Raw genomic sequence first — 23,877 nt, 5'->3', positions numbered from 1 at the left:
AAATGAAAATAGGCATACTTTGCTACCCAACATACGGCGGAAGCGGAATCGTGGCAACAGAACTCGGGATGTCTCTCGCCAATAAAGGCTATGAGGTGCACTTCATCAGTTCGGCACTTCCTGCGAGATTAGATATCACCAATCCCAATATTTTCTTTCACAAAGTAAATGTTCAGACCTATCCGCTTTTCCAGTATCAGCCTTATGATATTGCGCTAAGCTCGATGATCTACCGTGTTGTGAATCTTTATAAGCTCGATTTACTTCATGCGCATTATGCAATTCCTTATGCTTATGCAGCGTTTACAGCAAAGCAAATGTTGAAAGAAGACAATAACGATATTCCTTTAGTAACAACACTTCACGGAACCGATATTACTTTGGTAGGGCAACATCCGAGTTACAAACATGCGGTGGAGTTTTCAATCAATCAATCAGATGCCATTACTTCGGTTTCCGAAAGTCTTAAAAAAGATACGCTTCAGTTTTTCAATATCAAAAAAGAGATTCAGGTGATCACCAATTTCATCGACAATTCTGAATTTGATGACTGCAATGAATGCCAGCGAACACAATTCGCGAGTCCTGACGAAAAAATCCTGATTCACGTTTCCAATTTAAGACCAGTAAAACGTGTGGAAGAAGTTCTTCAGATTTTTAAAAGTGTCGAAAAGAAAGTTAAATCTAAGCTGATCATCATCGGCGAAGGTCCGGATATGGAAAAAGTAAATCAGTTTCTGGAAGAAAACCCCGAACTGATCTCAAAAATCCGTCTTCTGGGCAAAGTAAATGATCTTTACAGAATTTTACAGTTGTCTGACGTATTTCTGCTTCCTTCCGAGCAGGAAAGTTTCGGTTTGGCAGCTCTTGAAGCGATGGCAGCCAATACGCCTGTTATCAGCTCCAATGCAGGTGGGATTCCTGAAGTCAATATTCAGGGTGAGACAGGATTTTTAGCAGAAATCGGAAATGTGGAAGCCATGAGCAACTATACGATCAAGCTTCTCAGCAATGACGAACTATTAACTCAAATGAAGATCAACGCCAAAGAACAGGCAATAAAATTTGATCTGAAAAATATTCTTCCTATTTACGAGGAAATGTATAAAACCACGATTGCCAACTTTGATAAGGAATTTTCTAAAGCTTAAAACATCGTAATTATATTTAGCCAATAAACCCTTTCAGCGTTTAAAACGCTGAAAGGGTTTTTTTTAATTGCCAATTTTCCGAAAGCTTCTTGCAGGAATGCAACGTTGCAGAAAACGTATTGCGAGGGTGCAGAAAACTTTCCGGAAATGGAAACTCAAATATTTTCCGAATTTCAAGGTAAGCAATATTTAAAATTCAAATTTTTCATACATTCGTGTAAAAAAACACAACCGATGAACGAGAAATTACTACAATACCTGTGGAATTTTAAAGTATTTACTCATTATAACTTCAAAGATCTTGAAGGAAATCCTATTGAAATTTTAGATTTTGGAACTTGGAATACAGATTCCGGACCTGATTTTCTGATGGCTAAAATTAAAATCAATAATGTAATTTTAGCAGGAAATATCGAACTTCATGTAAAATCATCTGACTGGATTTTTCATCAGCATTCGCAAGATCCCAATTATCAAAACATCATTCTGCATGTGGTTTATCAAAATGACGCAGACATCGAAGAATTTAAATATAAAAATATTTCGACACTTGAATTGAGAAATCATATTGACGAAACTATTTTTGGAAGATATGAGATTTTGTTGAGAGACACTCAGCTTATTCCGTGTGAAGACCTGTTTAATCCCAATAAAATTCCGGTTCATTTTTACGAAGAAAGTTTATTGAAAAAGCTTGAAGAAAAATCTTCAGAGCTTGAAAAAAATTTAGAGATTCACAAGAATAATTACGAAGCCGTTCTTTTTCACAGTCTTGCCTACTCTTTTGGACTCAAAGTGAATGCGCATCTGTTTAAACAGATGGCAGAAAGCATTGACTTTACCGTTTTCAATAAAATCAGGCAGAGCAAAACTCAACTCGAAGCTTTGATTTTCGGAATTTCAGGATGGCTTGAAAACCCCGCAGATGAGCAGATGAAAATCTGGAAAAGAGAATTTGATTTTTTACGGACAAAATATAACATTCCTGATTTGATGATTCGTCCTAAATTCCTGAGATTACGACCACCCAACTTTCCAACCATTCGGTTGTCACAATTGGCGGATCTTTATCATCGACATCAAAATTTGTTTTCAAAGATGATCAATTCTAAAAGTTCCGATGAACTGATAGGGATTTTCAGCAATATAAAAGCATCAGATTATTGGGACAATCACTTTAATTTTGGAAAGATTTCGCCTGTCGATCAACCGAAAATTTTAACTAAAGATTTCATCGAACTGATTATTCTTAACAGTATTTTACCCTTAAAATATACTTACCATAAACATCATAATGAAGAAATTGCAGACGAAATTCTGGCATTTTATAAAGAATTACCGGCCGAAAAAAATACAGTTATTGATGGCTGGAAAAATTTAGGCTTAAAAATTAAAACTGCACTGCAGACTCAAAGCTTGATTTATCATTACAAAAATTACTGCACAGCAAAAAATTGCTTAAATTGCAGCATAGGATTTAACATTTTAAAAGAAGACAATCATGTTTGATAATCTGCGTCATAAGATGGAAAGAGAATGGTTTGGAGTACTCACAAGAATGGGCGCTAAATTGGGAATTCCGGTTTCTAAACTCCGGGTTTTCTTTATCTATTCTACTTTTGCAACAGCCGGTTTTTTCTTTTTGATTTATCTGGGACTCGCTTTTACACTTTGGATCAAAGACATTTTCATCACCAGAAGACCCAGCGTTTTTGATTTATAATTATGGAATTTTTACAGATTACTTCGCCTGAAGATTACCGAGTTCAGCAAATTTACGATTCTTACGCTTCGAGTTTTCCCGAAGATGAAAGGCGTGACTGGTACAAATTTGTGCGTTTATTTGAGCATCCGCAGGTAAAAGTAATTTCCGTTTTGAATGAAACTGAAAATATTGGTTATCTTATTCTTTGGGAGCTGGGTTCTTTTATTTTCGTAGAGCATTTTGAGGTTTTTCCTGAATTTAGAAATCAGAAATTGGGTTCACACATTACAGATTATTTATTTAAAAATCATCCGAAAATCATTTTGGAAATAGAACCACAGCATCTGAATGATGATTCTCAACGACGTTTCTCATTTTACCAAAGAAATGGTTTTTATCTGATTGACGAAATGTACATTCAGCCAAGTTACGGTGAAGGAAAAAAACCTCTAGAATTGTGGCTTTTAGCAAATTATAAGCCTGAAAATCTCAACGAGTTGAAAGATGAGATTTACGATGTGGTTTATCACTAAAGTTATTTCATGCTATTCTTTGTTTGAGACTTCACCCTTTCAATATATTTAGGAATCACTCTTTCAATTTCAAAAACTGTTCCGTTGATATTTTTTGCTTTTACAAAATCTAAAGTCCTTGGATTTTCGAGAAAAGCAAATTGTAAAAACTCGCGAATCTGATTCTCAGAAATTCCCTGATTTGTAAAATATTCGGTATCAAGTCTACTTACAACCCATTTTAAATGCCTTTGCAAATCTTCAAATTTGTACAAATTTTTCATTCTACGAGCATCACCGCTTATAACTTTGTACAGAGCATCTATATTGATTGCCGCCATCGGAAAACCAATAACAAACGCATCAGAAAGTTCCGGAGCTTTTTCTCTCGCTACTTCCGGCGGTTTTGGAAGTCCAATATCTTTCTGCAATTTGGCAACTTTATCTTCTTTGGTAAGTCGTTTAGAATCTTTATTTAAGTCTCCACTCAGATTCAGAATTTCGACTTCTTGTATTTCTTCAGGAATTCTGATTAAAATAATATTTAAAGATGACTCATAATCTAAAACTTTCTTAGAAGATCTTTCATATCCCGTTTTTGAGAATCTGATTTCGTCATTTACAGAAGCTTCAATAGTAAAATTTCCGGCAGCATCGCTGTATGTTTTTTGACCGTTTGAAACATTGACCACCAAAACATTACTGATAACCATATCGTTTTCGCTCAGTATTTTACCTAAAATTTTCTGTTGTGAAAACATGAAATGAAAAGAACCGGAAACAAGAATCAAAAAAAATATTTTGGAAAAATAAGACTTCATCACCTCTTATTTTTGTGCTTGTGGTGCTTTGTAAGTGGAAATTCTGCCTAAAACCGCTCTTTGAAATCTCATCAAATCTGCATCACTGATAAACCCGTATTTGAGAATACTTTTTCGTTCAAATCCTCCTGCCAAAACGTAATAAATAAAATGCTGAACCTGAGAATTTTCTATTTTTAAGTTATTGAAATATTGATATCCAAGAGCAGTTACCAAATAGTTCATAAAGTCTACATCATCCCATTTGTTTTTCACTTTTCCAATAGCAAATCCCTGTCCTTTTGGCTGTACAAATTCACCGGGTCTCGCTGCAAGAATTCTGGGATCAGATTTTTGCTTAATGTAAACCGCTAAATCACTTTTGAGTTTTTCTACTTTCTGTGGCGGATTCAACGTTTTGGTATCGACTTTCAAATCTCCCGTCAAAGCTTTTCTGATTTCGACCTCATCAATCAATTGTGCAGATCTTATCATTTTAATATTGATAGGTGAAACGATATTCTCTTTAGTAATGGTTGTACTGATCCTATCGTAACCATTTTTGATGAAACGAAGATTATCACCCTGTCTTCCGGAAATCATAAAATGACCATCACGGTTGGTCATAACCCGCTCATCTGTACGAATATTGATCACTGTAACATCAAGAATTTCCAAATTATCTTCAGAAGTTACTTTCCCAAAAATAAATTCCTGGGCATTAATACTTACGAAGAAAAATAAAGATAAGATAAAGAGTAGTTTACATTTCACGGAATATCGTTTTATAGAGCAAAACTAAAGTAATTTTTATACAATATGAGAAGTTTAACCACAGTTAACGCTTTTAATACATTTTTTGGAAATTTTCTTTTTTAAACTGTTAAAAACCGGTCGGATAATGTTAAAATTCCAATTAAATTTTAATTAAATTGCAGTCCCAATTCTTTTTCCTCATCATGCAGAATTCTTACACAGTCATCAACGCTTCAGCCGGTTCCGGAAAAACGTATGCGCTCGTTCAGAGGCTTCTGATGATCTGTTTACGACATCCTTATCAACAACATTCGATCCGTAATATTCTGGCATTGACATTTACCAACAAAGCGGCGAATGAAATGAAAGAAAGAATTTTGTCTTGGCTGGGAAATTTTACCGCTGAAAATTATGCTGAAAATGCCGATTTAAAAAATATTCAGACTGCATTTGAAAATGAAGGCTTAAAAATCACGATTGACGAACTTCATTTCAGATCCAAAAAATTATTGGATTATGTTCTTCACAACTACTCTACCTTAAACATTGGGACAATTGACCGTTTTAATTCAAGATTGGTAAGAAGTTTTTCTTATGAGCTGGGTTTAGCTAAAAATTTCAATCTTGAAATTGATGCTGAACCATTTTTAATTGAAGCCGTTGATAAAATGTTGGATCAGATTGGTGAAAATGACAGCATTTCCAATTCATTTATGGATTATGTAGATTATAGTCTTGATAATAATGAAAGAATTAATTTAAATAAAAACCTTTACGATTCTGCAAAAGAATTTGTAAAAGACATTCATTACGAGCATCTTAAAAACAATAAAAGTTTTGACGACAGCAAATATGAAGACATCAAAAATACGCTTCGTAAAGAAATTGTTTCCAACAAAAAACGTTCTGTAGAAATTGCAGAACAATCAATTGAGCTTTTCAAATCAAGAAATATTGATGTTGAAGATTTCTCTCAGGGAAAAAATGGGATTGGTGGATTTTTCACGAAGATTTTGGATTTCTACAACAAAAAAAGACCGGGATTTCCGTTTCCGACTAATGAAGAAAGTGCATTAAATAATATCCAAAAAGGAGCTGCAGCAAAGTCTAAACATAAAGAAACTGAGATTTTTGAAATTCTCGACCAACTTTTGGCGAACAGAATGCAGTTAATTCTCTTATTTATTGAAACTCAAAAAAAGGAAAAAATTCTTTCTGCGTTGCTTCCGCTAAAAGTTAACAAAGACATTCAGGATGAGTTAAAAAAAATTGAAGAAGAAAACGATTTGGTTTTACTTTCAAAATTCAATATTCTGATCAACGAAAATTTGAAAAACGAACCTTCTGCTTTTATTTATGAAAAAGTGGGTTCTCAGTTTCAGCATTATTTCTTTGATGAATTTCAGGACACTTCAGAGCTGCAATGGCAGAATTTTGTTCCGCTGAGAGATCACAGTGTTTCTACGGACAATACTTCTTTCACTTTGGTAGGCGATCCGAAACAGAGTATCTACAGATTCCGTGGTGGTGAGAGCAAACTGATGCTTGATATTATCAACAAAAAAGAAATTTCACCCAAAGAAGCTGAATTGTTAGTTCTGAAAGACAATTGGCGAAGTGCAAAAAACATAGTCCAGTTTAATAATGAGCTGTATCAATTTCATTCAAATGATTTAGAAGAAGAGCATAAGAATATTTTTGGAATTGATGCTGAGCAAAATTCAAAATCTAAGATTGATGGCAGAGTAAAAGTAAATCTTATTGAAAATCTCACGAAAGAAGATTTTTACAATGATGTTTCCGACAGAATGCAAAAAGACATTCAGGAATGCCTTGATAACGGATTCAGATTTTCTGACATCACAATTTTGTGTCGTGGGAACTTTGATATTTTCAGTTATTCCCAGAAATTAGGGAATCTGAAAGTCAATTATAAAGGTGAATCTACCAATATTAAAACCATTTCCGATAAAGGTCTGACTTTAGAATTGTCTAATACTTTACAGGCTGTGATTCATTTTTTAAGGTGGGAAACCAATCCGAAGAACAAACCTCATCTGATTATGCTGATGTTTTACCTGAACCGTTTGGGTAGAATTACGATGACCGATTTTAGCTTAGACATAAAAGAAATTCTGGCGATTGCCTCACACGAAGAAATTTTAGAATTTATTCAAAATAAATATGGTTTAAAACTAAAACAGGATAATTTCCCAAAATTTAATCTCTACAATTTCGTTGAATATTACATCAACGAATTCGCCGTCGAAAACAAAGAAACCGATTTTCTTTTAAATTTCCTGGAAATGCTTTTCAATTTCACCCAAAATGCAGGTGCAAGTACGAAGGAATTTCTAAAGTATTGGGACGAAGAAGCTTCTAAGCACACCATTCAGGCTTCGGAAAATATTGATGCCATTCAGATCATGACAATTCATAAAGCAAAAGGACTTGAATTTCCTATTGTATTTATTCCGTTGGAAAATAAAAATTCTGACAGTCAGTTTAACAATTGGTTTGATACAGACGGCGATGAAGCTTTAAAATCAGTGAACATCAATCAGTTTAATAAAAGTCTTGAAGCCTACGATCCGGAGATTGAAAAATTTAATAAAATCAATTCTTACAAAAACTTCGTGGACCGACTTTGCCTGCAATATGTAGCAACGACCAGACCTGTAGAACAGCTCTTCTTTTATCTCCAAAAAGCCAATAAAACATCCAATAACCTTGAGATTTTAGAATTTATTCAGTCGAAAAACACTCAGGAGCTTGATGAATTTGATCTGTACGAAACATATCCTGAAATGCTGAAGAAACACAGCAAACATAAAAGCTCATCTTACAAAACGAAAGACATTCAGAATCTGAATAACAAGCACGAAAAAAGCACTTCGATAAAAATAGCAACGCCTTCAAAAACGTACCAGGAGCGAAATAAAAAGGTACGAACCGGAATTTTCGTACATGAGTTGCTTTCAAAAATAAATACTGAAAAAGATATTCACAAAGTCCTGGAAAGCTATGTTTTGGAAGGGCAGATCACTTTAGATGAAAAGGAAGAAATTTACAAGAGTTTACAAGAGATCATCAATAAACATTCTGAATTTTTTGACGAAAAATGGGAAGTAATTAATGAAAAAGACATCATGATTTCCGAAAGAGGAATCAGTAAGATTTACAGACCCGACCGTATTTTGAAAAGTATTGAAGGCTACATTATTGTAGATTTTAAAACCGGACAGGAATCTGAAAAGAACGAAAAACAGATTGAAACCTACAAAATTGTGCTGGAAAGTTTGGGAATGAAGGTTTTGAAAACGCAGTTGATTTATTTGTAGATGATTAATTATATAAGGAGATATCACGTTTATTTTTGGATAATTTTAATAATTAGTCTTGTACTCTCTGATTATTATTTTATAAACAAATATAAAAGATTATATAGATCAGAAGCAGAATATGCCATTGGAAAAGTTGAGAAAATTGAAGGTTATGGAAGAGGAACAGGATTTAATTTTGTCTATATATTTAAAGTTAAAGAAAACCTCTATAAATCTAAATGCGATATAGGAAACTTAGTTTTAAAAGAAGCAGAAACTCATAAAGGGAAAACTTTTTTAGTACTATACTTAAAAAATGATGTTTATATAAATAGGCTGTATGCATCGATTCCTATTTTGGGAAATTTAAGTGAGAAACAATTGAAAAATTTAATTAGAAATGATAAGAACATCCAAAAGAAACTAAATGATATTCCATCTAGTAGTTGGTTTTGGGAAAATTATTTTTAGTTTTTATCTTATACAAAAGTTTCGGCGGCACCTTTGGTGCCGCCGAAATTATATCCCATTCAAAAAAATTAAGCTTTCGTATCCGGAACAAAAACTCTCGTTGCCAATTCCTGGTCAAAAAGATACAATGCAGACGGATTATCACAAACCATTTTGATTTTAGTTACGTACTGTGAGGCGCTCGCTTCCTCTTCTACCTGCTCGTTGATGAACCACTGTAAAAATGAAGTTGTTGCAAAATCACCTTCGTCGTTTGCATTTTTTACGATGTTAAAAATACTTTTTGTCACTTTCTTCTCGTGTTCAAGAGCTTTCTCAAAAATATCAACTGCATTTTCGAAAACGTGTGGCGGTTTTGCGATTTCACCGATGATGATCTCACCACCTACGTCATTCAGATAGTCAAACATTTTATCTGCGTGCATCAATTCTTCTTTGCTCTGAACTCTGAAATAATTGGCAATTCCATCAAGATCTTTTGCAGAAAACCATGCAGACATAGAAAGATAATATTGAGCAGCATATTGCTCGTGAGCTATTTGTTCGTTAATTAACTGTGCAATTTTTTCGCTAACCATAATAAAAAATTTATATTCAAAAATACATATTAAAAGGGTAAACGAAAAGTTTTGGCAATATTTAGATTTAATATAAAAAGGGCAGAATTGCTTCTACCCTAATAACATTAAAAAATCAAAATTATAAACCATCAGTTTACTTGGGATTGAGGAGCAGGTTTGAAACCACCATGTCTCATTTTCCCTTCTCCTCTTATTCCTTTTTCTTTCATCATCGCTCTTCTCTGCTCCATTTTTGCTTTTCTTCCGGCTTGCCATTTATCGTATTGCTCCGGCGAAAGAATCTTCTTCATATCATCATCCATCTGCTGTCTTTTTGCCTTCATTTCTTTCATTTTAGCCTGTCTTTGTTCTTTGTTTTTTTCAAAGTCATGCTTCATTTCCGATTTCCTTTTTTCATGAAGATCTTTAATCTGCGCTATCTGACTTTGGTTAAGATTCAGCTCTTTCTGCATTTCAGCCATTCTTTCCTGTTCTTTTTGCTGCATCTTTTGCTTCATTTCTTCCCTGTTCACTTTTTTATCTTGCGGAACTTGTTGAGCCATTGCAAAACTTCCCATTCCGATAAATGCTATTGCCAGTACTAATTTTTTCATTTTGTTTTAAATTAATTGGTTTGTTATATCTGTTTGATATGCATTTTTAATGAAAGTTAAATAACAAATTCACAAATATTGTTAAATTTTTATATTAATATTTTAATAATTATTAAAAATAAAAAGAGATCAGGCAATAACACCCGATCTCCACACCACTCAAATATAATATATGAAAATAACTATTAATTTTTCACTAAACTGTTTCTAAATCCTCCGGAACTTCTTCCTTCATTTCTGTTATTCTGTTGTCTCGGAGTACTGTTTTGGATTCTCGGACCTGCACTTTCACTTCTTTGCTGAGATCTGAAACCACCATTTCCTCTTGTTCCATTATTTTCAGTTCTCGGAGTAGCAATTCTGCCTCCGCCAGTTTCAGGTGTTCTGGTATTATTTCGGAATCCGCCTCCATGATCATTTCCTCTCACTCCATTATTTCCATTATCGCTTCTTACTCCACTGTCGTTTCTGAATCCTCCGCTGTTTCCATTATTTCCTCTTACAGCATTATTCTGATTCCTGAATCCACCGGAATTATTATTATTTCCGTTTCTGAATCCTGAATTTCTTACCACGCTTAATGTAGGATTATCATTTCTCCTGAAACTGTTTCTGTCAACTCTGTAAATATTAATATTCACATTTCTGTAACGAGGCATTACCCTAAATCTTGACGTGTAATATGTTCTTCTGTAATTCTGAAAATAAACAACCGGACTTTGTCTGCGGTAGTAATTATTTTGAAAAACTACAAATACTCTTGGCCCTAAAATTCTTTCAATTGCATAGAATCTGTCATAATACCATCTGTCTGGGTTGTATCTGTAAAAGTTATTCCATGCAGAAAAACTTGAGTACAGATTATTCAGATATAAAATCTGGTCGATTTGCCAACGGTTGAGTCTGTTTTGCTGAAAGAATACATTCCAGTTGATATTAACGATACTATTCCTATAATCATTATAATAGCTCTGGTAATAATCCTGCGGGTAATAATCCTGTGGATAATTGTAATAATAATCGTCCGGGAAATAATTTTGATCGTCCTGATCAGAATAATAGCCATCATTATCTCCGTAGCCATCATTGTATCCGTTGTTTGGATATTGCTGAGCAAACGACAAAGTCGACAAAGTCAAAGCAAATCCCAAAAGTATTTTTTTCATTTCTATAAGCATTAATTGGTTAAATGTTCAGAACTCTCATTCTTGTCTTTTTGATGTAAAGAAAAAAAAGAAGTTAAACCTCAAGGTAAAACTTCTTTCGTAATATTTTTTAATTAACTGATAATCAATATAATTATTTTCATTAAGATCGACCACTATCTTTGATCCAACTTGAAATTTTTTGATTAAATGATGTATTTTCCTTTAAATTTTCAATATTTAAATGCATTCTGTACCGCCAATAGTGCGGAAACACTGCAGGATTATTAATCCTTTCATTATCTATCGCCGGATTTGTCAGTTTTTCGTCAGTTGCCAAAAATTCCTGAAGTGGAAAAACAGCCAGCATTGCGTCATTATAAAGATGCTGCTTCATAATGATTTCAGCCAAATGAGGCTCCAGCTGATCGGAAACTTTTCCGTATTGCATCAACTGCTGGTTAAAATACTGCTGTGTAAGCTGCGGATCTTCTTTCCACCACTGTCGCAATGTAGAACTGTCATGTGAAGATGCAGTGACTACATTCATATATCCGGCATTTTTAGGATTGTAGAAAAGAATCTGTTCTGAAGGCATTCTCTGAACTTTCAATGCAATAATTGCCAATTCATTCATTACATCAGGAACACAATCAGGAACCATTCCTAAATCTTCACCACAGATCAGCATTTTTGTTGCATTTAAAATAACAGGAAGTTTTTCCATCGCTTTCTCACGCCACAGATAATCCTGTCTCTTGAAGAAATAATCGTGATACAATTCGTAGATTGCTCTTTTCTCCCAGTCAGAAAGATATTTGTAAGATTCTGTTTTGAAAGCATTGAATCTCGGATGATAAACAGTCTGTCCGTCTCTTTCTTCCGACAAAAATAAAACGTTGGCGCAGAGTGAAATCAATTGTTCTTCAACTCTTGCATTTCCTAATGGTTTTTTCTTAAAATGATCTGCAAGTTTTCTTTGAGAATCAAATTCTTCTTTGAAACTGTACGTTCCATTTTCATTATTGTGAATAAAGTCTAAAGCTTTGCTGCTGTCTTCATTGAAGTAATTCCAAAGAATCTGATCATTAATAAACGGTTTGCAGTATCTGTCATGGTTAAAAGGAATATGTCTTGCCTTAAATTCTTCCAAAACAACCGGAACCGCAGGATAAAAATATCCTAAAATACCCTGAGTTGCAGAAACCGGCATTCTCCAGATTCTGAAAAAACCTAAAATATGATCAATTCTCATTGCATCAAAATATTGTTCCAATGCTTTGAATCTGTTTTTCCACCATTGGTAATCATCAGCTTTCATGGCTTCCCAATTGTAGGTCGGGAATTCCCAGTTTTGCCCCAATTCTGTAAACTGATCCGGTGGTGCTCCTGCCTGAAAATCCATTCCGAATAATTCCGGTTCCGTCCATGCTTCAACAGAATGTCTGTAAATGCCAATTGGCAGATCTCCTTTTAAAGAAACTCCTAAACTATGAATATAGTCTACAGAATTTTTCAGTTGCTTATGTAGTTGAAACTGAACCCACGCATGAAGCATTGAAGCATCATAATCTTTACTTTTTACAGAAAAGAAAGGTAATATTTTTCCGGCGATATATTTTTTATGCGTCTTCCAGTCATTAAAGTTGGGAGTTTTATATTTATCTCTCAACACACAGAACGCACAATACGGAAGAAGCCAGGATTCATTATCTTTAATGAATTTCTTAAAGTTTCGGTCTTTGTAAATTTTATCTTTTCCGGCAGTAAAAACAGCTTTCAGATATTTCCATTTTCCGGAAATCATCTTCTCATAATCTATTAGTTCTAACGCGTTCAATGCTGATTTTTCGCCTTTATACTCTTCAACTAATTCTTTAGGCAAAGCATAATCTAAATTTTCTAAAGAGATATATTGCGGGTGCAAAGCATAAACAGAAACTGCTGCATAAGGATAAGAATCTGTCCACGAATAATTTGCGGTTGTGTCATTAATAGGCAAAATCTGAATGATTCCCAAAGAAGTTTCTCTTGCCCATTCTGCCAGTTTTTTAAGATCAGAAAATTCACCTACTCCAAAACCATTTTCACTCCGTAAAGAGAAAACAGGAACTGCAACACCCGCTGCATGATACATTTGGTAAGATCTGAATTTGAAATAATGATCGGCAGAAACCTGAAGAACATCTTTCTGGAGATTTGGAAGCGTATATCTGTTTTCACCAGTTTCAACATCAATTACTTTGCCCTGTACTTTATCAAAGATTGCATATTTGTACTGAATCAAATGATTTTCAGAAATCTCAACTGAAGTTTCCCAAACCCCAAAATCGGTCTGAGATAAATGAACTACTTTTTCGTAATCCCAGTTTCCCAACGAAGCTGCATTTCCAAAAATTACAATTTCCCAATCGGGATTGTATACCGGAGCTTCAATTCTGAATAAATGAGAATGTTTTTTAAGAACGGTCAGCTTTTGGGGGACAAACTGATTGAGATTGTTGTAAAGAACTTTATTATTAAGATAATTTTCAGGGAAATTTTTATTATTCCACTCATCAAAAATTAAGAACTCTTTGTAATTATGCGGGAAATTAAGATCATGAAAAACAAATTCTTCTCTTAGAACCGAATTTTTGTCATCTACAAGCTGATATCTGTAAGAAATTGATTTTGAAAAATAATCAACTTCACATTTCCAATATCCATCGTCTGTATAAAACATGGTGTGGATTTTTGAACTATTTTCATTTTCATCAATGACCAACCGCAGATTTTCACCAGGCTTTGTATGATAGCCAACATTAAAATATAATTTCATCTATATATTTTTTGATAAAAATAAGGTTTTAAAATTGAAAAACAAACGGTTGCAATGTCAATATTCATTAAAAAAACCTTTTCTCAAATTTGAAAAAAGGTTCTTTTAATCAGAGAAAAAATCTAAATTATTCTGTTACCAGAATTTTTTTATTCAGCAATGTTTTTCCATATTCGTCCGTAATATTAGCAATATAAGAGCCTGTCACAAAATTTTTAAGATAAATCTGCTGATTCAAAACTCCGTCTTTTACAGACAATCTTTGAGTCATAATGGATTTTCCGGAAACATCAAAAATATTTAGTTTAAGATTGCCTTTTATATTCTTATCATTAATATTCACATAGATAAAGCCTTCATCAACCTTTGTAGGATACACATCAAGATTAGCAAAAACATTGGCAGATGATTTTCTGTCATTCACAAAATATTTGCTCGCCAAGTCATAAATATGGAGATTGCTGTTTTCTGAAAGCTGTTTTGCTTCTAAATTTTCAAGGCTCAGTTCGTACATTGCAGCACCTTTTGCGCTTGCGATCACAACCTTACCTTTAGAATTTACTGCTGCACCGTTCACTGAATAATTTTCAGGTAGTCCTAAAATTTTCCCTATAAATTTTGCTTTTAAGTCTTTTGTTGAAACTTTAAAAACATTACCAGAAGTTGCAAAAACATAAAAATTATTTTCTGCATCTGCAATCATATCTCCTCCAAAACCACTTTCTATGGCCGTGAAAGAATTGTTTCCATTTGCTGCATCATCCTTGATAATTCCGAGATCGCTTACAGAAAACTGATTATTGTTTTTACTGATCTGAATAAATTGTGTTCCTGAATTATTGATAGCATAAATATTTCCATCATAACCAGTTGTCATTCTCGTGATATGAGAATTAATATCACATGATGTCACTCGTGCAACCGTATTTTCAACTAAAGTTATTTCTTTTGTTTTTTGGTTTAAAACATAGATGTTTGGCGAAAACATCGGCATATACACCAAATTATCACCCGAAGCATCATATGCCAAAGCTGCTAAAGTCATAGCCTGCGCATGATTGTAAGAAGTTTTATCTTCCGTTACCGCAGCTTTTCTTGATTGTGAAATTACTTTTGCTTCAGAGGATGCCCCGAAAATACTTTGACCGGAAGTTCCGTCTGCATTCATTGCACGAAAATCACTAAACTCAATTCTTGGAGAATCTTTTCCTGCAAGAGCATAAAAATCCTGCTGTGCATTGATGGTATTTCCAAGTAATAACAGAATAATAGGGAATAAATGTTTTTTCATATTATAAAATTTTAATGTAATTGTTTTAGTCTTACTAAGTTAAGAAATTTTTAGATTGGTAAAACAAAAATTTCTATGTTGGAATAAAATATTACTTACTCTTGTATTTGCTTATTAACTATGTTCGCAATTCCGAAGGCATCTAGACACGGATTTTCCTATTCTATCAATTCTAGAAAATTGCCTAGATTCCTCCGGAATGACAAACTTAACTTTTAATTCAAATAATAATAACTTTAAATGCATAAAAAAACTCCCACCGTAAAAGTGAGAGTTTCATTATATAATTTTTTAAAATTAATTTAAAACATAAGAAGTACCATCTCTTCCGTCTTTTAATTCAATTCCTTCGGCTAAAAGCTTGTCTCTGATCTGGTCTGAAAGATCAAAGTTTTTAGATTTTCTTGCTTGATTTCTCAATTCAATCAAAACCTGAAGAGTCTGATCTAATTTTTCATTATTGTTTTCTTCAATCGCTTGAAGTCCCAAAACATCGAATATAAAAGCATTCAAAGTTGATTTTAAATCTTCTAAATCTTCTGTTGAAACCGTTTCCTTTTCATCTTTTAAAGCAAAAATAAATTTCACTGCTTCAAATAAATGCGCAATCAAAACAGGAGAATTAAAATCATCCGTCAACACATCATATGCTTTGGTTTTCCATTCTTTAAGATTAAAACCAGATTCTTTCTCATCATTTGGAATGATTGAGTTTAAAACTTTCACAGCTTCCATTAATCTTGTGAATCCTTTTTCACTAGCCAACATCGCATCGTTAGAAATATCCAAAACACTTCTGTAATGTGCCTGCAAAAAGCAAAAACGCACGATTGTAGGATGAAAAGGTTTTTCAAAAAAATCATTTTCACCGGAAACCAATTGTTTAGGTAAGATATAATTTCCGGTTGACTTGCTCATCCGCTGAGAATTCATGGTCAACATATTTGCGTGCATCCAGTAATTAACCGGTTCAACATCATTGCAGGCTTTCCCCTGTGCGATCTCACATTCGTGGTGTGGGAATTTTAAATCCATTCCGCCTCCGTGAATGTCGAATTGATCTCCTAAATATTTTGTACTCATGGCTGTACATTCAAGATGCCATCCAGGAAAACCCTCTCCCCACGGAGAATTCCAACGCATAATATGAGCCGGAGAAGCCTTTTTCCACAATGCAAAATCTTGTGGGTTTTTCTTTTCGCCTTGTCCGTCAAGATCTCTTGTATTGGCAAAAAGTTCTTCGATATTACGTTTTGAAAGCTCACCGTAATTAAGACCCCTTTTGTTGTATTCCAAAACGTCAAAATAAACCGAACCGTTGCTTTCATAGGCAAAACCTTTTTCGATTAGTTTTTGAGTTAATTCGATCTGCTCAACAATATGTCCGGTTGCTGTAGGTTCGATATTAGGAGGAAGTAAATTAAACATTTCCAAAACTTTATGAAAATCAACTGTATATTTCTGTACAATTTCCATGGGTTCCAATTTTTCGAGACGCGTTTGTTTTACAAAACGGTCATTGTTTACATCTCCATCATCGGTAAGGTGACCTGCATCGGTGATATTTCTTACATATCTTACTTTATAACCCAAATGCATTAAGCTTCTGTAGATAAAATCGAAAGAAAGGAAGGTACGCACATTTCCTAAATGCACATTGCTGTAAACGGTAGGTCCACAAACGTACATCCCGACGTTTCCTTCTAAAATTGGATTGAATATTTCTTTTTCCGCTGTGAGCGAATTGTATATTTTTAGTTGCATTGATTTTTTTTAATTAAAGATTGAATGATTAAAAGATTAAAAATTAGCTAAGCAAATTCTGCCACAACAAATAATTGTCATTACAAAAATTTTATCTGAAACTTTTTTAAATTTTATCATTTCTAAATTTTTAATAATCGAGTTTTGCGTGACTTCCTACATAGTGAAGGAATTCTTGTCTTGTGATAGGATTGGTTCTGAAAATTCCGCTTAATTCTGCTGTAATCGTAGAACTTGCCGTGTCTTTAATCCCTCTGCAATTTACGCAAAGATGTTTTGCATCAATGATACAGGCAACATTTTGTGTACCTAATGCATCTTTCAGTGCGTCAACAATCTGCATCGTTAATCTTTCCTGAACCTGTGGTCTTTTTGCGTAATAATCTACAATTCTGTTGATTTTTGAAAGTCCGATCACATCACCGTTTGAAATATAAGCAACATGCGCTCTCCCTATAATCGGTAAAAAATGGTGTTCACAGAACGAATATACTGTAATATCTTTTTCTACCAACATTTGTCGGTATTTATATTTATTTGAAAAGGTGGAAATTCCGGGTTTGTTTTCAGGAAGAAGCCCCCCGAAAATTTCGTTTACATACATTTTCGCAACACGTTTTGGAGAATCTTTCAATGAATCATCTGTCATATCTAGACCAAGAGTTTCCATGATCTCTCCAAAAAGTTTTGTTATTTTTTCTATTTTTTCCTGTGGCGATTTCTCAAAAGCATCTTCACGGATCGGCGTATGCTCTTTTCCTGTGAAAATATCATCATCGTTATCGGTAAAATCAACCATTTTTATTTATTTTGCAACAAAAATACGGATAAAATTAATTTCTATATTTTAATTTAGCTCAAATTTGAATTACCTTTCACATCATTAGTCTGAAATAATTATGATCATCGTTGAAGAAGTACTGAATAATGCGCAAAAGAAAGAATTTCTGGAGTTTCCTGCCAGACTTTACAAAAACGACAAAGCGTATATCCGCCCTTTAGATAAAGATATTGAAAGCGTTTTTGACAGTAATAAAAATAAATGCGTTGAAAATGGTGAATGCAAACGTTTTATTTTTAAAAATAAAAAAAATCAGACAGTCGGAAAAGTCGCTGTTTTTATCAACAAACAGTACATCGAAAAGCAGCCGACAGGAGGAATAGGTTTTTTTGACTGTATTAATGATCAGGAAACCGCCAATTTCATTTTTAATCATTGCAAAAACTGGCTTCAGGAAAAAGGAATGGAAGCAATGGACGGCTCTATCAATTTCGGGGAACGTGATAAATTCTGGGGTGTTTTGATTGAAGGTTTTTCTGAACCTTTATATGGAATGAACTACAACTTTCCTTACTATAAAGATCTTTTTGAAAACTATGGTTTTGAAATATATTACAATCAGTTATGTTTCAGCAGAAAAGCTCACGCTCCTACCTCAAGGATTTTTAATATCATGCACGCCAAGCATTCTAAAAACGAAAATTTCTCTTCAAAACGTGTAACTAAAGCTAATATGGATAGGTTTGCCGAGGATTTTTACACGATCTATAACAAGTCATGGGAAAGTCACGGTGGTGGAAAACAGATGTCGCTGAAGGATGTAAAAAAACTCTTCAACAACATGAAACCCGTAATGAATGAACATATTGCATGGTTTGCCTATGAAAACGGAAATCCGATTGCAATGTGGATCAATATCCCGGATCTCAATCAATGGTTTAAATACCTGAACGGAAAGTTTGGAGTTTGGGCAAAACTGAAATTTCTGTATTATAAAACTTTTAAACGTAATACGAAATTTGTTGGTTTAATTTTCGGTGTTCTACCTGAATGGCAAAATAAAGGTGTAGAAGGCTACCTCATCGTAGAAGCTGCCAATCATTTCAGAGTTGCCACCGACTTCATCGATTTTGAAATGCAATGGATTGGTGACTTTAATCCTAAAATGTTGGGTCTGGCAAAACATTTAGAGACAGAAGTGACTAGAAAATTGGCGACATATAGGTATTTGTTTGATCGGGAGAAAGAATTTGAGAGGCATCCAACTGTTTAATTTTTAAATTGTCACTATCAACTGAATTATAAATAATAAGGCCTCAGATATTAATTCCAAAGCCTTATTTTTTCACTTTTACTAACTATTTAAAACAGCTCTCCAGCCACTTTTTTAATATTATCACTTTTACCCATTGAGTAAAAATGTAAAACAGGAACTCCAAAATCCAATAATTCTCTGCATTGGTTTATTGCCCATTCGATTCCTATCTGTTTTACGGCTTCATTATTTTTGGCACCTTCAACAGCATTGATTAAATCTTCAGGTAAATCTATTTTGAAAACCTGGGGAAGTAATTTTAAATGTTTTTTTGTTGCAATCGGTTTAATTCCCGGGATAATAGGAACTGTAATTCCCATTTCTCTAGCTTTCTTAACGAATTCGATGAACTTTTTATTATCAAAAAACATCTGAGTCACGATATAATCTGCTCCTGCGTCTACTTTTTGTTTGAGCCATTTAAGATCATAATTCATTGACGGTGCTTCCATATGTTTTTCGGGATAGCCGGCAACGCCGATACAGAATTTATTATGCTCGTCACAGATCTGATCATCGTCATGAAGGTATTTTCCGCGCCCTAAATTGTTGATTTGATTCACTAAATCCATCGCACTCGCATGACCTCCCGGAGTTGCTTCGAAATACTGATGCCCTTTCATCGCATCACCACGAAGTGCCATAATATTATCAATTCCCAAATACATACAGTCTACCAAAAGATATTCGGTTTCCTCTTTGGTAAATCCTCCACACAACAAATGCGGAACCGTATCAACATTATATTTATGCTGAATTGCAGCACATATCCCTAAAGTTCCTGGGCGCATTCTTGTGATTCGGCGCTCCATCAAACCGTTTCCTTTATCAATGTAAATATATTCTTCCCGAGAAGTTGTAACATCAATAAACGGAGGCTTAAATTCCATCAAAGGATCAATATTTTTATATAAATCTTCGATCCCAATTCCCTTTTGAGGCGGAACAACTTCTAAGGAAAATAGAGCTTTGCCATTTGCGTTTTTTATATGATCTGTGATTTTCATTTATTAATTTGTAGTCTTTTAATTTTTTTAAAATTTTTTATTTTAGGATTCAGCGGCGGCTTTGCCGCCGCTGAATCCTAAAATAATTCTATATTCCGTCTGCTAAATTCGGTGACAGCCATTTTCTAGCTTCCTGTAAAGAGATTCCTTTTCTTTTGGAATACTCTTTTAGTTGATCTTCTGTAATTTTCCCCAAACCAAAATATTTCGCATGCGGACTTCCAAAATAATATCCGGAAACTGCTGCCGTTGGAAACATGGCTAAACTTTCTGTAAGATAGACTCCAATTTTTTCTTCCACCTTTAAAAGATCCCAGATTGCGTGTTTCTCCAAATGATCCGGGCAAGCTGGATAACCGGGAGCAGGACGAATTCCTTTGTATTTTTCGGCAATAAGATCTTCATTACTTAAATTTTCCTGATTGGCATAACCCCAATATTCTGTACGAACTTTTTTATGTAAAAATTCTGCATAGGCTTCTGCAAAACGGTCAGCGATTGCTTTTACCATGATTGCATTGTAATCATCGTTGTCTTTTTCATATTGATCCGACAATTCATCAGTTCCGAAACCTGTACAAACGCAGAAAGCACCCATATAATCAGCTTTTCCAGAACTTTGAGGGGCGATAAAATCACTTAATGCCAAATATTCTTTACCTTTAGATTTCTGAACCTGTTGTCTCAAGGTTAAAAACTTAACCTTTTCCTGATCATTTTCATCATAAATTAAAATATCATCGGTTTCGTTTGAGTTGGCTTTAAAAATTCCGAAGATTGCTTTAGCAGTTAATAATTTCTCATCAACAATTTTCTTTAAAATTTTCTGACCGTCTTTGAATAATTCTTTTGCCTGCTCACCAACAATTTCATCATCAAAAATATTCGGATATTTCCCATGAAGATCCCAACTTCTGAAAAACGGAGACCAGTCGATAAACGGAACTAGTTCTTCCAAATTCTGATTTTCAAAGACTTGGATTCCCAATTGATTCGGAGTAAAAATCTCTTCATTCTCCCAATCAATTTTAAATTTATCTTTTCTAGCTTCTTCTAACGAAACATAATTTTTATCAACCTGTCTATTCAAAAACTTTTCACGGAAATCTGAATAATCATTCTTCAAATCACTTACATATTCTTTATTCCGGTCTCCTAAAAGAGAACTTACCACATTCACAGCTCTGGAAGCATCGTTTACATGAACAACTGCATTTTTATATTTTAAATCTATTTTTACAGCGGTATGTGCTTTTGAAGTGGTTGCACCACCGATTAATAAGGGAAAATTAAGATTCTGGCGTTCTAATTCTGATGCGATGTAAACCATTTCATCTAAACTTGGTGTAATCAATCCGCTTAAACCTATCACATCCACGTTATGATCAATAGCCGCCTGAATAATTTTTTCAGCAGGAACCATCACTCCCAGATCGACAATTTCATAGTTGTTACAACCCAAAACAACGCTCACAATATTTTTTCCGATATCGTGAACGTCTCCTTTTACGGTTGCCATCAAAATTTTTCCGTTGGCTTTTTGAGTCTGATCTTTTTCAGCTTCAATGAATGGCTGCAAATAAGCCACTGCTTTTTTCATCACACGGGCAGATTTTACCACCTGTGGAAGAAACATTTTTCCGCTTCCGAAAAGATCGCCGACAACACCCATTCCAGTCATCAGATTGACTTCGATGACGTGCAGTGGTCTTTCAGACTGCAATCGTGCTTCTTCTACATCTTCTTCAATAAAACGGTCGATTCCTTTTACCAGAGAATGCGTAATTCTATCCTGCAGAGGATATGAACGCCATTCCAGCTCTTCAACTTTTTCTTTTTTTATCGATTTATTTCGTTCAGAATAATCTAAAAGACGTTCTGTAGCATCTTCTCTCTTGTCAAGGATTACATCTTCAACAAGTTCTAAAAGTTCTTTATTGATTTCATCATAAACCTCAAGCATGGCAGGATTTACGATTCCGATATTCATTCCCGCCTGAATGGCGTGATAAAGAAAAACAGAGTGCATTGCTTCTCTCACCGTATCATTTCCACGAAAAGAGAAAGAGACATTGGAAACTCCGCCACTTACTGAAGCATACGGAAGATTCTGTCGCACCCATCTCGTTGCTTCGATGAAATCGATTGCGTTACGGCGGTGTTCTTCCATTCCTGTTGCAACCGGAAATATATTTAAATCAAAAATAATATCTTCTGCCGGAAATTTTACTTCATTGACCAAGATATCATAAGAACGTTTGGTAATTTCAAGTCTTCTTTCGTAGTTATCAGCTTGCCCTACCTCATCAAAAGCCATTACAATAACGGCTGCTCCGTATCTTTTAATCGCTTTTGCGTGTTTTACAAACTCTTCTTTTCCCTCTTTTAAACTGATGGAATTTACCACGCATTTTCCCTGAACCACCTGTAGACCAGCTTCCAGAATTTCCCATTTGGAAGAATCGACCATGATCGGAATTTTAGAAATATCCGGTTCGGAGCCGATAAGGTTGAGGAATTTGATCATGGAAGCTTTTCCATCGATCAGACCGTCATCAAAATTGACATCAAGGATCTGAGCTCCGCCGTCAACCTGATCTCTGGCAATATCTAAAGCTTCAGAAAATTTTTCTTCTTTTATTAATCTTAAAAACTTTTTGGATCCGGCAACATTCGTTCTTTCACCAACGTTGATGAAATTGCTTTCCGGAGTTATGATCAAAGGTTCGAGACCTGATAATCTTAAATATTTCATTAATTTTTTATTCTTCTAAAATGTAATATGCGTTTGAAGCATTTTTTTTCAATAAATCCACATGCTTACTAAGTGCAGTGAATATTGGGAATCTTTTATAATTTAAATTATTCTCTTTAGCAAATTTTTCTACCTCCTCCGTGATTTCATTATAATACGAATAGCTGTAGTTTGGAAACAAATGATGAGCAACATGAAAATTAAAATTGCCCAGCACATTTCTTACAAACCAGTTGTTATTGGTTAAATCATTAGTCACTTCCAGCTGATGACGAAGCCAACTGTACGGAAGATGATTATCTTTATCAAGCCTTGGAAAAGCATTATCAGGAAGCGGATGTAAAGGCAGAAGCACAAAAAGCGCAAAAACACTTGCGACAATTACCTGTAAAAACCATGCTCCCAAAGCCAGACCTACTGAAACTTTAAAAAACAGAATCGGGACTGCAATCTGATAGAAAAAGTAAAACAATTTAAAGCTGATCATCTTAATCTTTTCTGAAACAGGAATTTTTCCCTGAGTTTTTAAAATAACTCTTTCATGATCAAAAAAATCTCTGAAATCCCTGATAAACATCCAATTAAACAAATACAAAGGATACACTAAAAAGAAAAACCAGTGCTGATATTTTTGTACACCTTTCGCTTTAATATTGGGAACAATCAATAACAATCCGCTCTGCTCAATGTCTGTATCCCAACCATCAACATTCGGATAGGCATGATGGCTTGCAATGTGTCTCTTTTTCCAGATGTATGAATTAGCACCTATCAAATCAAAAATACTCATCACAGCAGAATTGAGCTTCTTACTTTTAAAAATATTGTTGTGGGCAGCTTCATGGATTAAGTTTAAATAAATCAAAACAAGCATCATCCCCATCAGAACAAAACTCAAAAGATAAACTGCCGGGTTTTGAGCATTGAAAATAGCTAAAAAATAGAACCCGAAATAAAGCAAGGGAAGAAGCACAGCTTTTACTTTTATGTAAAAATCTCTGTCTTCCGGTATCTCTTCAATTCGCTTATTCACCCTTTTTCTTAATTCGTTAAACAACTTGGTTTCTTCAGTATTCTTACTGTAACTTGGTTTTTCCATTATTAAT

At 34.2% G+C, this 23,877-nt stretch carries 19 protein-coding genes; 7 read left to right on the top strand and 12 right to left on the bottom strand.

Going from position 1 to position 23,877, the window contains the following annotated elements; genetic code table 11:
- Window positions 1-2 precede the first annotated feature (2 nt).
- From bshA to AC4FQ5_RS15460, 4 genes are all read left to right on the top strand, one after another.
- The gene (gene bshA / locus AC4FQ5_RS15475; RefSeq protein ID WP_491144732.1) at window positions 3-1,151 is read left to right on the top strand and encodes an N-acetyl-alpha-D-glucosaminyl L-malate synthase BshA; all 1,149 of its coding nucleotides are present in this window, start codon (window positions 3-5) and stop codon (window positions 1,149-1,151) included.
- Window positions 1,152-1,385: 234 nt separating this feature from the next.
- Entirely contained in the window at window positions 1,386-2,660 is a 1,275-nt protein-coding gene (locus AC4FQ5_RS15470) for a DUF2851 family protein (protein WP_491144730.1), read from the top strand.
- Window positions 2,653-2,874: a PspC family transcriptional regulator gene (locus tag AC4FQ5_RS15465; RefSeq protein ID WP_034678114.1), complete on the top strand. Its 222-nt coding sequence runs from the start codon at window positions 2,653-2,655 to the stop codon at window positions 2,872-2,874. The genes AC4FQ5_RS15470 and AC4FQ5_RS15465 overlap by 8 nt, the downstream gene beginning before the upstream one ends.
- A gap of 2 nt (window positions 2,875-2,876) precedes the next feature.
- Window positions 2,877-3,389: a GNAT family N-acetyltransferase gene (locus tag AC4FQ5_RS15460; protein WP_491144728.1), complete on the top strand. Its 513-nt coding sequence runs from the start codon at window positions 2,877-2,879 to the stop codon at window positions 3,387-3,389.
- A 2-nt stretch (window positions 3,390-3,391) separates the two neighbouring features.
- Here the strand turns inward: AC4FQ5_RS15460 and AC4FQ5_RS15455 are convergent, their stop codons facing one another.
- Together AC4FQ5_RS15455 and AC4FQ5_RS15450 are read right to left on the bottom strand one after the other, a co-directional pair.
- Window positions 3,392-4,189, bottom strand: a complete 798-nt coding sequence (locus AC4FQ5_RS15455; protein WP_491144727.1) for a carboxypeptidase-like regulatory domain-containing protein — start codon at window positions 4,187-4,189, stop codon at window positions 3,392-3,394.
- 6 nt (window positions 4,190-4,195) lie between these two features.
- Entirely contained in the window at window positions 4,196-4,942 is a 747-nt protein-coding gene (locus AC4FQ5_RS15450) for a hypothetical protein (RefSeq protein WP_491144726.1), read from the bottom strand.
- A 185-nt stretch (window positions 4,943-5,127) separates the two neighbouring features.
- On the opposite strand from AC4FQ5_RS15450, the gene AC4FQ5_RS15445 reads away from it, so the two are divergent.
- Both AC4FQ5_RS15445 and AC4FQ5_RS15440 read left to right on the top strand, forming a co-directional pair.
- The gene (locus AC4FQ5_RS15445; RefSeq protein ID WP_491144724.1) at window positions 5,128-8,265 is read left to right on the top strand and encodes a UvrD-helicase domain-containing protein; all 3,138 of its coding nucleotides are present in this window, start codon (window positions 5,128-5,130) and stop codon (window positions 8,263-8,265) included.
- On the top strand, window positions 8,266-8,718 hold the full coding sequence (locus AC4FQ5_RS15440) for a hypothetical protein (RefSeq protein WP_491144723.1): 453 nt from the start codon (window positions 8,266-8,268) through the stop codon (window positions 8,716-8,718).
- A gap of 68 nt (window positions 8,719-8,786) precedes the next feature.
- Here AC4FQ5_RS15440 and AC4FQ5_RS15435 read toward each other — a convergent pair whose 3' ends face one another.
- The 7 genes from AC4FQ5_RS15435 to folE all read right to left on the bottom strand — a co-directional run bounded on the left by AC4FQ5_RS15435 (window position 8,787) and on the right by folE (window position 17,712).
- The gene (locus AC4FQ5_RS15435; RefSeq protein WP_491144721.1) at window positions 8,787-9,296 is read right to left on the bottom strand and encodes a ferritin; all 510 of its coding nucleotides are present in this window, start codon (window positions 9,294-9,296) and stop codon (window positions 8,787-8,789) included.
- Window positions 9,297-9,427: 131 nt separating this feature from the next.
- The gene (locus AC4FQ5_RS15430; protein WP_491144719.1) at window positions 9,428-9,892 is read right to left on the bottom strand and encodes a DUF4890 domain-containing protein; all 465 of its coding nucleotides are present in this window, start codon (window positions 9,890-9,892) and stop codon (window positions 9,428-9,430) included.
- Between the two features lie 185 nt (window positions 9,893-10,077).
- A complete protein-coding gene (locus AC4FQ5_RS15425) occupies window positions 10,078-11,058 on the bottom strand; it encodes a hypothetical protein (protein WP_491144718.1) in 981 nt (326 codons plus the stop codon).
- A 142-nt stretch (window positions 11,059-11,200) separates the two neighbouring features.
- The gene (locus AC4FQ5_RS15420) at window positions 11,201-13,858 is read right to left on the bottom strand and encodes a 4-alpha-glucanotransferase (RefSeq protein ID WP_491144716.1); all 2,658 of its coding nucleotides are present in this window, start codon (window positions 13,856-13,858) and stop codon (window positions 11,201-11,203) included.
- Between the two features lie 127 nt (window positions 13,859-13,985).
- Complete coding sequence (locus AC4FQ5_RS15415; protein WP_491144714.1) at window positions 13,986-15,149, bottom strand: T9SS type A sorting domain-containing protein; 1,164 nt, start codon at window positions 15,147-15,149, stop codon at window positions 13,986-13,988.
- Between the two features lie 297 nt (window positions 15,150-15,446).
- On the bottom strand, window positions 15,447-16,913 hold the full coding sequence (gene cysS / locus AC4FQ5_RS15410; RefSeq protein WP_491144712.1) for a cysteine--tRNA ligase: 1,467 nt from the start codon (window positions 16,911-16,913) through the stop codon (window positions 15,447-15,449).
- 130 nt (window positions 16,914-17,043) lie between these two features.
- Window positions 17,044-17,712, bottom strand: a complete 669-nt coding sequence (gene folE / locus AC4FQ5_RS15405; protein WP_491144710.1) for a GTP cyclohydrolase I FolE — start codon at window positions 17,710-17,712, stop codon at window positions 17,044-17,046.
- Window positions 17,713-17,812: 100 nt separating this feature from the next.
- On the opposite strand from folE, the gene AC4FQ5_RS15400 reads away from it, so the two are divergent.
- The gene (locus AC4FQ5_RS15400; RefSeq protein WP_491144709.1) at window positions 17,813-18,967 is read left to right on the top strand and encodes a hypothetical protein; all 1,155 of its coding nucleotides are present in this window, start codon (window positions 17,813-17,815) and stop codon (window positions 18,965-18,967) included.
- A gap of 89 nt (window positions 18,968-19,056) precedes the next feature.
- On the opposite strand, the gene metF is transcribed toward AC4FQ5_RS15400, so the two are convergent.
- The 3 genes from metF to AC4FQ5_RS15385 form a co-directional block, all read right to left on the bottom strand.
- Entirely contained in the window at window positions 19,057-20,016 is a 960-nt protein-coding gene (gene metF, locus AC4FQ5_RS15395; RefSeq protein ID WP_491144707.1) for a methylenetetrahydrofolate reductase [NAD(P)H], read from the bottom strand.
- Window positions 20,017-20,104: 88 nt separating this feature from the next.
- Window positions 20,105-22,771: a methionine synthase gene (metH, locus tag AC4FQ5_RS15390; protein ID WP_491144705.1), complete on the bottom strand. Its 2,667-nt coding sequence runs from the start codon at window positions 22,769-22,771 to the stop codon at window positions 20,105-20,107.
- Window positions 22,772-22,778: 7 nt separating this feature from the next.
- Complete coding sequence (locus tag AC4FQ5_RS15385) at window positions 22,779-23,870, bottom strand: fatty acid desaturase family protein (RefSeq protein ID WP_491144703.1); 1,092 nt, start codon at window positions 23,868-23,870, stop codon at window positions 22,779-22,781.
- Window positions 23,871-23,877 lie beyond the last annotated feature (7 nt).

The organism is Chryseobacterium sp. DT-167 (genome assembly GCF_058310155.1).
Note: the sequence above shows the minus strand (reverse complement) of the source record. Positions and strands in the feature narration are given on the sequence as shown.

Bases quoted from the DNA above. Each gene is read 5' to 3' on its own strand.
- AC4FQ5_RS15435 (WP_491144721.1), bottom strand. From the start codon at position 9,296: ATGGTTAGCGAAAAAATTGCACAGTTAATTAACGAACAAATAGCTCAC.
- folE (WP_491144710.1), bottom strand. From the start codon at position 17,712: ATGGTTGATTTTACCGATAACGATGATGATATTTTCACAGGAAAAGAG.
- metH (WP_491144705.1), bottom strand. From the start codon at position 22,771: ATGAAATATTTAAGATTATCAGGTCTCGAACCTTTGATCATAACTCCG.
- AC4FQ5_RS15460 (WP_491144728.1), top strand. From the start codon at position 2,877: ATGGAATTTTTACAGATTACTTCGCCTGAAGATTACCGAGTTCAGCAA.
- AC4FQ5_RS15430 (WP_491144719.1), bottom strand. From the start codon at position 9,892: ATGAAAAAATTAGTACTGGCAATAGCATTTATCGGAATGGGAAGTTTT.
- AC4FQ5_RS15445 (WP_491144724.1), top strand. From the start codon at position 5,128: ATGCAGAATTCTTACACAGTCATCAACGCTTCAGCCGGTTCCGGAAAA.
- AC4FQ5_RS15455 (WP_491144727.1), bottom strand. From the start codon at position 4,189: ATGAAGTCTTATTTTTCCAAAATATTTTTTTTGATTCTTGTTTCCGGT.
- metF (WP_491144707.1), bottom strand. From the start codon at position 20,016: ATGAAAATCACAGATCATATAAAAAACGCAAATGGCAAAGCTCTATTT.
- bshA (WP_491144732.1), top strand. From the start codon at position 3: ATGAAAATAGGCATACTTTGCTACCCAACATACGGCGGAAGCGGAATC.
- AC4FQ5_RS15415 (WP_491144714.1), bottom strand. From the start codon at position 15,149: ATGAAAAAACATTTATTCCCTATTATTCTGTTATTACTTGGAAATACC.
- AC4FQ5_RS15465 (WP_034678114.1), top strand. From the start codon at position 2,653: ATGTTTGATAATCTGCGTCATAAGATGGAAAGAGAATGGTTTGGAGTA.
- AC4FQ5_RS15385 (WP_491144703.1), bottom strand. From the start codon at position 23,870: ATGGAAAAACCAAGTTACAGTAAGAATACTGAAGAAACCAAGTTGTTT.
- AC4FQ5_RS15470 (WP_491144730.1), top strand. From the start codon at position 1,386: ATGAACGAGAAATTACTACAATACCTGTGGAATTTTAAAGTATTTACT.
- cysS (WP_491144712.1), bottom strand. From the start codon at position 16,913: ATGCAACTAAAAATATACAATTCGCTCACAGCGGAAAAAGAAATATTC.
- AC4FQ5_RS15400 (WP_491144709.1), top strand. From the start codon at position 17,813: ATGATCATCGTTGAAGAAGTACTGAATAATGCGCAAAAGAAAGAATTT.
- AC4FQ5_RS15440 (WP_491144723.1), top strand. From the start codon at position 8,266: ATGATTAATTATATAAGGAGATATCACGTTTATTTTTGGATAATTTTA.
- AC4FQ5_RS15425 (WP_491144718.1), bottom strand. From the start codon at position 11,058: ATGAAAAAAATACTTTTGGGATTTGCTTTGACTTTGTCGACTTTGTCG.
- AC4FQ5_RS15420 (WP_491144716.1), bottom strand. From the start codon at position 13,858: ATGAAATTATATTTTAATGTTGGCTATCATACAAAGCCTGGTGAAAAT.